Annotated in this window: 13 protein-coding genes; 12 read left to right on the forward strand and 1 reads right to left on the reverse strand. The window is 66.0% G+C overall.

Translation table 11 applies throughout. The annotated features are described in order from the left end of the window. The 12 genes from RMO40_RS21215 to RMO40_RS21270 all read left to right on the forward strand — a co-directional run. On the forward strand, positions 1 to 999 hold a 999-nt coding region (locus RMO40_RS21215; RefSeq protein ID WP_309725557.1), incomplete at its 5' end, for an RNB domain-containing ribonuclease. Positions 1,000 to 1,008: 9 nt separating this feature from the next. After that, positions 1,009 to 1,869 (forward strand): TonB family protein, encoded by an 861-nt coding sequence (locus tag RMO40_RS21220; RefSeq protein ID WP_309725559.1) that lies wholly within the window; start codon positions 1,009 to 1,011, stop codon positions 1,867 to 1,869. A gap of 8 nt (positions 1,870 to 1,877) precedes the next feature. After that, positions 1,878 to 2,711: a shikimate dehydrogenase gene (gene aroE / locus RMO40_RS21225; RefSeq protein ID WP_309725561.1), complete on the forward strand. Its 834-nt coding sequence runs from the start codon at positions 1,878 to 1,880 to the stop codon at positions 2,709 to 2,711. Then, positions 2,708 to 3,484 (forward strand): transglycosylase domain-containing protein, encoded by a 777-nt coding sequence (locus tag RMO40_RS21230; protein ID WP_309725564.1) that lies wholly within the window; start codon positions 2,708 to 2,710, stop codon positions 3,482 to 3,484. Before aroE ends, RMO40_RS21230 begins: the two co-directional genes overlap by 4 nt. Positions 3,485 to 3,515: 31 nt before the next feature. Further along, entirely contained in the window at positions 3,516 to 4,115 is a 600-nt protein-coding gene (locus RMO40_RS21235) for a hypothetical protein (RefSeq protein ID WP_309725566.1), read from the forward strand. Beyond that, a complete protein-coding gene (locus RMO40_RS21240) occupies positions 4,112 to 4,636 on the forward strand; it encodes a redoxin domain-containing protein (protein ID WP_309725568.1) in 525 nt (174 codons plus the stop codon). Before RMO40_RS21235 ends, RMO40_RS21240 begins: the two co-directional genes overlap by 4 nt. A 92-nt stretch (positions 4,637 to 4,728) precedes the next feature. Further along, a complete protein-coding gene (gene aroQ / locus RMO40_RS21245; RefSeq protein WP_309725570.1) occupies positions 4,729 to 5,187 on the forward strand; it encodes a type II 3-dehydroquinate dehydratase in 459 nt (152 codons plus the stop codon). Between the two features lie 66 nt (positions 5,188 to 5,253). Further along, on the forward strand, positions 5,254 to 5,715 hold the full coding sequence (gene accB, locus RMO40_RS21250) for an acetyl-CoA carboxylase biotin carboxyl carrier protein (protein WP_309725572.1): 462 nt from the start codon (positions 5,254 to 5,256) through the stop codon (positions 5,713 to 5,715). An 8-nt stretch (positions 5,716 to 5,723) separates the two neighbouring features. Beyond that, complete coding sequence (gene accC / locus RMO40_RS21255; RefSeq protein ID WP_309725575.1) at positions 5,724 to 7,073, forward strand: acetyl-CoA carboxylase biotin carboxylase subunit; 1,350 nt, start codon at positions 5,724 to 5,726, stop codon at positions 7,071 to 7,073. Position 7,074: 1 nt separating this feature from the next. Continuing rightward, on the forward strand, positions 7,075 to 7,965 hold the full coding sequence (gene prmA, locus RMO40_RS21260) for a 50S ribosomal protein L11 methyltransferase (RefSeq protein WP_309725577.1): 891 nt from the start codon (positions 7,075 to 7,077) through the stop codon (positions 7,963 to 7,965). Positions 7,966 to 7,987: 22 nt separating this feature from the next. Beyond that, entirely contained in the window at positions 7,988 to 9,004 is a 1,017-nt protein-coding gene (locus RMO40_RS21265; RefSeq protein WP_309725579.1) for a DUF3426 domain-containing protein, read from the forward strand. A 48-nt stretch (positions 9,005 to 9,052) separates the two neighbouring features. Beyond that, positions 9,053 to 9,961: a PfkB family carbohydrate kinase gene (locus RMO40_RS21270; RefSeq protein WP_309725580.1), complete on the forward strand. Its 909-nt coding sequence runs from the start codon at positions 9,053 to 9,055 to the stop codon at positions 9,959 to 9,961. Positions 9,962 to 10,139: 178 nt separating this feature from the next. Here the strand turns inward: RMO40_RS21270 and RMO40_RS21275 are convergent, their stop codons facing one another. Beyond that, entirely contained in the window at positions 10,140 to 10,631 is a 492-nt protein-coding gene (locus RMO40_RS21275) for a histone H1-like DNA-binding protein (RefSeq protein ID WP_309725582.1), read from the reverse strand. Positions 10,632 to 10,732 lie beyond the last annotated feature (101 nt).

The raw sequence follows: 10,732 nt of genomic DNA on the forward strand, positions 1-10,732 counted from the left end.
GTGCCCATCGCCGCCAACTTGCGCCACGACCAATTAGACAGCGTGATCACCGAGGCCACGCTCACCGGTGAGGCACCGGCCACGTATGCCTTTGCGAGCGAACTCGCCTTCACCTTCCGCCTGGCTCGCCACCTGAAGGTCGGGCGTGAGGTGGTGCGTGGCAAGCCGGAGATGTTCAACCGGCCCGACTACAACTTCCGCCTCGATGGCAACCAAGGCGCCGAGCCGGTGGGCGACGAGAGGGTGCTGATCAGCACCCGCACCCGCGGCTCGCCGCTTGATCTGATCGTGGCCGAGGCCATGATCCTCGCCAACAGCACCTGGGGCGGCTGGCTGCACGAGCTGGGTGTGCCCGGCATCTACCGCAGCCAGGCCAGCATGGCGCCGGGCGTGAAGGTGCGCATGGGCACCAAGGCCGCGCCGCACGCCGGCATGGGCGTGGCGCAATACACCTGGGCCACCTCGCCGCTGCGCCGCTACGTCGACCTGGTGAACCAGTGGCAGATCATTGCCTGCGCCCGCCACGGCCGCACCGCTGCGCTGGCCGCACCGTTCAAGCCGAAAGATGCGGCGCTGTTTTCCATCATCTCCAGCTTCGACGAGGCCTATGGCGCCTACAACGGCTTCCAGCAGGGCATCGAACGCTACTGGACGCTTCAGTACCTGGCGCAGCACGGCCTGCAAGAGCTCGACGCTGCCGTGATGAAAGAAGGCCTGGTGCGCAGCGACGAGCTGCCGCTGGTGTTCCATGCCATCGGCGCCGAGCGGCTACCGCGCGGCGCACGGGTGCGCGTGCGCATCACCGGCACCGACCTGTTGACGCTCGACGTGCACGCCAGCGTGTTGCAGCGCCTCGATGACCCGAGCACCCAGGCCGACGACGCGGTGGTCGAAGACGCCGAAATCGACGAAGCCAGCGCCGGCCCCCTGACGCTCGCGATCGACATGAGTGGCGATGCCAGCGAGGAGCCCGCGGTAGCATCGGCCCCCGCTGCCTGAACCCTGCTCATGCTGAAGAAATTTTCCGCCCTGCAGATTGCTCTGAGCACCTCGGTCGTGGTGCACGCCGCCCTGCTGGCCTGGCCGGCGATCGACCCCGAGGGTTTCACCCGCGCCTTCCAGGACACGCCGCTCGAGGTGATCCTCGTCAACTCGCGCTCGACCGAAGCGCCGACCAAGGCACAGGCGATTGCGCAGCGCAACCTGGCCGGTGGCGGTGACGTCGACCGTGGCCGCGCCACCTCGCCGCTTCCTTCGTCGGCACTCACCGAACTCGGCGAGTCGGCCGAAGACGCGCGCAAACAGATCGAGCAGCTGCAAGAAACGCAACAGCAGCTGCTGGCCCAGGTGCGACGCGAGCTGGCCACGCTGCCGCAGCCCGACCCGAAGCGTGACCAGGGCCGCCCGCAAGACCGCTCGCAAGAAGAGCGCCGCAAGCAACTGCTTCAGCTGCTGGCCGAGATCGAAAAACGCATCAACGAAGAAAACGCGCGGCCCAAGAAGCGCTACATCAGCCCGGCCACACGCGAAGAGGTTTACGCCATCTATTACGACCAGCTGCGCCGCAAGATCGAAGAGCGTGGCACGCGCAACTTTCCCGAATACCAGGGCAAGAAACTGTATGGCGAGCTGGTGATGATCATCACCGTCGACTCGGCCGGGCGCATCGTCGAAACCGAGGTGGTGCAGGCTTCGCAGTCGAAGCTGCTCGACAAACGCGCCATCTCCATCGTGCAGGCTGCCGCGCCCTTCGGCCCCTTCTCGGCGGCGATGAAGAAGCAGGCCGACCAGCTGGTGATCCCGACACGCTTTCGTTTCTCCCGCGAGGAAGGTTTCGAAACCTCGGTCACCTCGACGACCGGAAAATAAGACCCTCTATGGACCGTTACGTCGTCGCCGGCAACCCGGTCGAACACAGCCAGTCGCCTTACATCCACGCGCAGTTCGCGGCCGCCACCGGGCAGGCCATGAGCTACGACCGCCTGTTGTGCCCGATGGACGGGTTCGCCCACAGCATTCGAGCTTTTGCCGACCACGGCGGTCGTGGCTGCAACGTCACCGTGCCGTTCAAGTTCGATGCGTTTGCACTTGCCGCGCACCACAGCGAACGGGCCGCGCTGGCGCAAGCCGCCAACGTGCTGCGCTTCGACGCCGACGGCTGGCTGGCCGACAACACCGATGGCATCGGCCTCGTGCGAGACATCGAGCGCAACGCTGGCGTCATCTTGCGCGGCCAGCGTGTGCTGCTGATCGGCGCCGGGGGCGCGGCAGCGGGTGCGCTCGGCCCCTTGATCGATGGCGGCCCGGCTGAGCTGGTCATCGCCAACCGCAGCCTCGACAAGGCGCAGGCCTTGGTCGAGCGGCACGCCGCCCTCGCCCACAAGTACCGCACCCCTCTCGTCGCCCGCCCGTTGGCCGACTGCGGCACCGCATTCGACGTGGTCATCAACGCCAGCGCCACCAGCCTGCAAGGCGCGGCGATCCCGGTCGCGGCTTCGGTGTTGCGCCCCGGTGGTCTCGCGCTGGACATGATGTATGGCCCCGCTGCCGCCGGCTTCCTGAACTGGGCCACACAGCACGGCGCCCAGGCGCGCGACGGTCTGGGCATGCTGGTCGAACAAGCGGCCGAGGCCTTCTTCCTTTGGCGCGGTGTTCGCCCCGACACCACTCCCGTGCTGGCCGCGCTGCGCTCCCGGCTCGCCGCCGAATGAGAACTTTCCTGCGCCACAGCGTGCGTCTGCTGAGCCTGATCGTGCTCTCGGCGCTGGCGCTGCAGCTCTACTTCCTGGCGCGGGTGACGCTGATGGTGGTGGTCGACCCGCAGTCCACCACCTTCCAACGCTCCGAGATCCGCCGCATCGTGGGCGAGCAACACCGTTTGTTGTGGAGCCAGCAGTGGGTCGCCGACGCACAGATCTCCGACCACCTCAAGCGCGCCGTCATCGCTTCTGAAGACGCCGGTTTTGCCGAACACAGCGGCGTGGAATGGGACGCGCTCGAAAAAGCCTGGGAAAAGAACCAGCGCGCCGAGGCTCAGGTCGAAAAGCTCAACGAGCGCCAGCAACGCCAAGCCACCCGAGCCCCCCGCCCGCAGGCGCCCAAACTCAAAGAGCCCAAGATCGTCGGCGGCTCCACCATCACCCAGCAGTTGGCCAAAAATCTGTTCCTCGCCGGTGAGCGCAGCCTGGCGCGCAAGGGCCAGGAGTTTGTCATCACCTTCATGTTGGAGGCGGTGTTGAGCAAGCGGCGCATCCTCGAGATCTATTTGAACAACGTCGAGTGGGGCGAAGGCCTGTTCGGCGCCGAAGCTGCCGCGCGGCACTACTTTCATGTCAGCGCCCAGCAGCTGGGCAGCTTCGCCGCGGCCCGGCTGGCGGTGATGCTGCCGGCTCCCAAGCGCTTCGAGAAGCGGCCGTCGTCGCCCTACGTGCTCAGCCGCGCCTCGACCGTGGCTGCCCGCATGGGCGGCGTGGAATTGCCCTGATCGGCGCTCTCCGGTTTCTAGAATCACCCGCATGAGTTCCTACCTCAGCGCCGAGTTGGCCAGCGCCGCCGCCCGGTTGATCGTCGAAGAAGGCATGGAGTACGGCCCGGCCAAGCGCCGCGCCGCCAAGCTGCTGGGCAAAGGCGGCATGCGCTCGGTCGACCTGCCCGGCAACGACGAAGTCGAAGACGAGGTGCGCAGCTACCTGCAACTCTTCTGCGCCGACACCCAGCCGGGCGAGCTGCTGGCCATGCGCAAAGTGGCCCTGGTCTGGATGGAGCGGCTGCAGGCCTTTCGCCCCCACCTCACCGGCGCGGTCTGGCGCGGCACCGCCACCCGCCTGAACAGCGTGCATCTGCAGTTGTTCTGTGACGACTCCAAAGAAGCCGAGCTGGCCCTGATCGACAAACGTATTGACTACGACGTGGGCAGCGTCGGCGGCCCGCGCGGCGAGACCATCGACGTGCTGAGTGTCAGCAGCCCCAGCCCCGAGCTGGGCGAGGTGGTGACAGTTCACCTGAGCATCCTCGACCACGACGACCTGCGTGGCGCGCTGAAACCCGATGCCCGCGGCAACACCGAACGCGGCGACCTGGCGGCCCTGCGACGCCTGATGGAAAGCGCCGCTTGAACCGCCGCCAGATGCTCGCCACCGGTGGTGTGGCCCTGACCGCCGCAGCGGGTGGTGCTGGTTGGGCCTGGTGGCAAGGCCAGAGCGGCCGGCTGAATGAGGCCGAGCTCGCTCTCTGGGCGCAGCGCTTCGACCAGCCCGGCGGCGGCGAGCTGGCCATGGCGCCCTTGCTCGGCCAACCGCTGGTGCTCAATTTTTGGGCGACCTGGTGCGCACCCTGCGTCAAAGAGATGCCGCTGCTCGACCGCTTTTATCGCCAACACCAGGCCAAGGGCTGGCGGGTGGTTGGCCTGGCGGTTGACGGGCCGACGCCGGTGCGCGAGTTCCTGGCCAAGCTGCCCGTGGGTTTCCCGATCGGCCTGGCCGGCTTCAACGGAGTCGATTTGGCCCGCTCTCTCGGCAACCCCGGCGGCGGCTTGCCTTTCAGCGTGATCTTCGACCGCCGGGGTGCAGCGGTTTTTCGCAAACTCGGCATCGTGACCGAGCAAGAGCTGAGCGACTGGGTCGCCAAACTGGGCTAAGGTACCGAAAGGTCAATAATTTGGCTTTGTGCGTTGAACGGCACTCAAAACGCGTAAAGTTCAGCCTTCGCTTTTGAAGCGGCTCAGAGCTCATGCAGATCCTCGTCCTTCACGGCCCCAATCTCAACCTGCTCGGCACCCGCGAGCCCGAGGTGTATGGGTCGGTGACTTTGGATCAGATCAATGCCGAACTCGAGAAGATCGCAGCCGATGCCGGCGCCACGCTGGCGAGCTTCCAAAGCAACCATGAAGGCGCCTTGATCGACCGGGTGCAAGCCGCGCGGCTCGACGGCACGGCCTTCATCATCATCAATCCGGCCGCTTTGACGCATACCAGCGTGGGCCTGCGTGATGCGCTGGCCGGGGTGGCCATCCCCTTCATCGAAGTGCACTTGTCGAACGTTCACCGCCGTGAAGCGTTTCGCCACCATTCCTACTTTTCAGATCTCGCCGAAGGCGTGATCGTCGGGCTGGGCGCCGAGGGCTACCGCCTCGCCCTGGGGCACGTGCTCAGGCGCGGCCCGCAAAGCCGGCCTGCGCGGTCGGCTTGATCCTCCGCGGCTCGCCCTCGCTGGCGACCCCCGCTGCACATTAAAACGACAGGAGTTGGAGAACACATGGACCTGCGCAAACTCAAGACACTGATCGACCTGGTGTCCGAATCCAACATCTCCGAGCTGGAGATCACCGAAGCGGACGGCAAGGTTCGCATCGTCAAGGCCGACCCGCACGCCGTGACCGCTGCACCGGTGGCCTATCAGCAAGCCGCACCCTTGGCCGCCGCCCCGGCGGCGCCTGTGGCCGCTGCCGCCCCCGCGGCCGAAGCCGCACCCGTGGTTGCCGCTGGCCACACCGTCAAGTCGCCCATGGTCGGCACCTTCTACGGCGCGGCCAGCCCGGGTGCCAAACCCTTCGTGTCGGTGGGCTCCACCATCAAGGAAGGCGAGCCGATCTGCATCATCGAAGCGATGAAGATCATGAATGAGATCGAGGCCGACAAGTCGGGCACCGTGACCAAGGTGTTCTGCGAAAACGGCCAGGCCGTCGAGTTCGGGCAGCCCTTGTTCATCATCGAATAAGGCGGGGCATGTTCAAGAAGATATTGATTGCCAACCGAGGGGAGATCGCCCTTCGAATCCAGCGTGCGTGCCGCGAGATGGGCGTGAAGTCGGTCGTCGTCTACTCCGAAGCAGACCGCGACGCCAAGTACGTGAAGCTGGCCGACGAAGCCGTGTGCATCGGCCCGGCCGCTTCCGCGCAGAGCTACCTCAACATGCCGGCCATCATCTCGACGGCCGAAGTGACCGACGCCGAGGCCATCCACCCCGGCTACGGCTTCCTGTCTGAAAACGCCGACTTCGCCGAGCGGGTGGAGCAAAGCGGTTTCACCTTCATCGGCCCGACGCCAGAATCCATTCGCATCATGGGCGACAAGGTCTCGGCCAAGCAGGCCATGATCAAGTCGGGCGTGCCTTGCGTGCCCGGCTCTGAAGGCGCACTTCCCGACGACCCCAAAGAGATCATCAAGCAGGGCCGCGCGGTCGGCTACCCGGTGATCATCAAGGCCTCGGGCGGCGGCGGCGGCCGCGGCATGCGGGTGGTGCACACCGAAGCGGCCTTGCTGCATGCGGTGCAGACCACACGCGCCGAAGCCGGTGCGGCTTTCGGCAACCCGGCCGTGTACATGGAGAAGTTTCTCGAGAACCCGCGCCACATCGAGATCCAGGTGCTGGCGGACGAGCACAAGAATGCCGTCTGGCTGGGCGAGCGCGATTGCTCCATGCAGCGCCGCCACCAGAAGATCATCGAAGAAGCGCCGGCGCCGGGCATCCCGCGCCGGGTGATCGAGCGCATCGGCGACCGTTGCGCGGCGGCCTGCCGCAAGATCGGCTACCGCGGTGCCGGCACCTTCGAGTTCTTGTACGAAAACGGCGAGTTCTTCTTCATCGAGATGAACACGCGTGTGCAGGTGGAGCACCCGGTGACCGAGCTGGTGACCGGCATCGACATCGTGCAGATGCAGATCCGCGTGGCCGCCGGCGAAAAGCTGCCGTTCACGCAACGCCAGATCGAGATGCGTGGCCACGCGGTCGAGTGCCGCATCAACGCCGAAGACCCGTACAAGTTCACGCCCTCACCGGGCCGCATCACCATGTGGCACCCACCGGGCGGCCCCGGCGTGCGCGTCGACTCGCACGTGTACACCAACTACTTCGTGCCACCCAACTACGACTCGATGATCGGCAAGATCATCACCCACGGCGACACCCGCGACCAGGCCCTGGCCCGCATGCGCATCGCCCTGTCGGAGACGGTGGTCGAAGGCATCTTGACCAACATCCCGCTGCACCGCGAGCTGATGGCCGATGCCAAGTTCATCGAAGGCAGCACCAGCATCCACTACTTGGAAGGCTGGATGAGCGAACACAAGCGCTGAGATGGTCGAGCTGCTGCTGCTGGTGCCGGAAGACCTGGTCGAGTCGGTCTCCGATGCCTTGATGGACGAACTGGAGGCGCTGTCGGTGTCGGTCGAAGACGCCGATGCCGACACCGCCTCCGAGCGTGCGCTGTTCGGCGAACCCGGCATGCCGGCACCGCGCGGTGGCTGGCAGCGGTCGATCTTGAAGGCATTGTTCAACAGGGAAGAAACCGCCACCGAAGCGGCCACCTTGTTATTGGCGCAAGACTGGGCGCAAGGCATTCACCTGCAGTCACTTCAGACCGTGCCTGATGAAGACTGGGTGCGTGTGACCCAGTCGCAGTTCGCGCCGGTGGCCATCACGCCCACGTTCTGGATCGTGCCGACCTGGCACCAACCGCCGGCCGAAGCTCAGCAGGTGATCCGCCTCGACCCGGGGCTGGCGTTTGGCACCGGTACCCACCCGACCACGCGCATGTGCCTGCGCTGGACGGCGCAACATGCTCAAACGTGGCCGCGGGTGCTCGACTACGGTTGTGGCTCCGGCATCCTCGCCATCGGCGCGGCGCTGCACGGCGCGCAACACATCGACGCGGTCGACATCGACCCGGCCGCGGTGGAGTCCACGCTGGCGAACGCCCAGGCCAACCGCGTGCATCTGAAGGCGGGTTTGCCCGATGCCGCGCAAGGTCAATACGAGCTCGTGCTGGCCAACATCCTGGCGACGCCGCTCAAGCTGCTGGCACCGCTGCTGTGTGGCCACGTGAGTGCCGGCGGCTCGCTGGTGCTGGCCGGCATCCTCGAACGCCAGGCCGACGAGCTGACGCAGGCCTACGCACCGTGGTGCGAGTTGGGCGTGAGCGACAGCGAAGACGGTTGGATTCTCATGACCGCGCGTCGCCCCGCATGAATCGGCATGGCATGATTTCGCCATGAGCTTGGCCACTCGTTGCACTTCATGCGGTACCGTCTTTCGAGTCGTTCAAGACCAGCTCAAGGTGTCTGAAGGCTGGGTGCGTTGCGGTCGCTGCAACGAGGTTTTCAACGCGATCGAAGGCCTGTTCGACCTGGAGCGCGACGCGCCTCCCAACTGGAAGCCGCCGATCGCCCCGCCGACGCCACTCGCCGCCTCCGTCTCCGCCGCGTTCGAGGCCCAGCAACAACCCGAGCCGCCGGACGATGACGACGACGTGTTCCAGCTGAGCGACGGCGACCGCATCCACTCGCGCTTCTTCCAGCCCGAGCAGGCCGACGTCGAGCAAACGCCGGCTCAGGCCATCAGGGCACGTGACCGTGTCGACTTCGCCGACGCGCAGTTCAACACCGCGTTGTTGGCCGACGGCAAACCCAAATCTGCGGGCAGCAAAGGCACAGGCATCGCCCGTTCTTCGGTCAAGGAAGCGCGCGCCAAACAAGAGGCCGCTCGGCGCGGCCCCGGCTTCGTTCAACAAGCCAAACACCGCGAACGCTGGCGCAGCCCGGCGATGCGCGTCATGTTGTCCTTGCTCAGCCTGGTGCTGATCGGCGCGCTGCTGGGCCAGAGCGCATATCACTTCCGTGACCTCTCGGCGGCGCAGTGGCCGACCACCCGCCCCTGGCTCGCCAAAGGCTGTGAGTTGCTGGGTTGCCAGATCGCCGCCCCCCGGCGCATCGATGACGTCACGGTCGAAAGCAGCGGACTGTCACCGGCCCCCGGTGGCGGCAGCAGCTACCGGCTGGCGGTGGTGCTGCGCAATCGGGGCGCGTTGCCGCTGACCATGCCCTGGATCGACCTGCGCCTCACCGACCTCAGTGGGCAGCTGGTGGCCCGCCGGGCGCTGTCGCCGAGCGACTTCCGTGTGGCGTCGAGCGTGCTCGCGCCAGAGAGCGAGTCCAGCATGCAACTGCTGCTGTCGTCCACCGACCCGCGGCGCATCAGCAGCTACACGGTCGAAATCTTTTACCCCTGAATCTCGTTTGCGGCTCGCCGCGATCCCCGTCACCTTCTGGAGCGTTTCATGTCGGCCCTGATCTGCGGTTCACTCGCGTTTGACACCATCACCACCTTCCCAGGCCGGTTTGCCGAGCAGATCCTGCCGGAGCAGGTGCACATCCTCAACGTGTCCTTCCTTGTGCCCACGCTGCGCCGCGAGTTTGGTGGCTGCGCCGGCAACATCGCCTACACCTTGCGCCAACTGGGGGGCGAGCCGCTGGTGATGGCCGCCGTGGGCTCAGATGGGCAGGACTATCTCGCGCGCCTGAAGACCTGGGGCGCGAGCACCGAGTTCGTGCGTGTCGAGTCCGACACCTACACCGCGCAAGCGATCATCATCACCGACACCGACAACAACCAGATCACCGCGTTCCACCCGGGCGCGATGCAGTCGGCCCACCTGACCGCCGTGCCGGCGAACCGCAGCGACATCCGCGTGGGCATCGTCGCCCCCGATGGCCGCGACGCGATGCTGCAGCACGCCGAGCAGTTCGCCGCCGCCAAGATCCCGTTCGTCTTCGACCCGGGCCAGGGCCTGCCGATGTTCAACGGCGATGAGTTGAACAAGTTCGTGAGCCAGGCCACCTGGGTCGCTGTCAACGACTATGAAGGTCGCATGCTGTGCGAACGCACCGGCAAGACGCTGGAGAGTTTGTCGAAGTCACACCTGCGCGGTGTGATCGTCACCCTGGGCGCCCAGGGCTGCGAGCTGTGGCAACAAGGCCGGCGCACCCTGGTGCCTGGTGTGGCCGCCGAACAAGTGCTCGACCCCACGGGCTGTGGCGATGCCTTCCGTGGCGCGCTGCTTTACGGCCTGGAGCGCGGCTGGGATCTGGAGCGTTGTGTGACGCTGGGCAACCGCATCGGCGCGCTGAAGATCGCCAGCCGGGGTGGGCAGAACCACGTCATCGACCGCAGCGTACTGGGCCTGTAAAGCGCTGAGCGCCGTGTGATGTGGTAAACGAAGCGGAGGCGGGCCGAGCGCCGGGCCGCTCGCAAGCCGGCCCGCCATCCCCTCGGGGGATCGGCCGGTGTATCCACCGGCCGAGGGGTCGTCATCGACCATAAAAAAACCCGGCCGACGCCGGGTTTCGTACTTACCGCTCGCTCTCTCAGGGCTTGGCGCCCGTCGGGAACGGCCACGCAGCAGCAGGGCTGAGCGCAGTCTTTGCAGCCGGGGCTGCTGCGGGCTTCGCAGCAGGGGCAGCAGGTGCGGGGGCCGCCTTCTTGGCAGCCGGCTTCTTGGCAGCAGGCTTCTTCGCGGCTTTCTTGGCAGCAGGCTTCTTGGCCGCCGCCTTTTTCGCAGCAGGCTTCTTCTTGGCAGCAGCCTTCTTGGGCGCAGCCTTCTTGGCAGCGGCCTTCTTGGGCGCAGCCTTCTTAGCAGCAGCCTTCTTCGGTGCGGCCTTCTTGGCAGCAGCCTTCTTCGGTGCGGCCTTCTTAGCAGCAACCTTCTTCGGTGCGGCCTTCTTGGCAGCAGCCTTCTTCGGAGCAGCCTTCTTGGCCGCCGGCTTCTTCTTCGCTACGACCTTCTTGGCGGTCGCCTTCTTAGCAGCGACCTTCTTGGCCGGAGCCTTCTTTGCCGCGGTTTTCTTTGCAGTTGCCATTACATTTCTCCTTGATCAAGTTGAAAAAGCACTGCGTTGCACCGACGACATGTCGCTACTTCGCAGCAATTCACCACCCGAAAGTCTGCCCAGGAGGGGCG

Source organism: Rhizobacter sp. (genome assembly GCF_031412075.1).
Lineage (GTDB): Bacteria > Pseudomonadota > Gammaproteobacteria > Burkholderiales > Burkholderiaceae_C > Rhizobacter.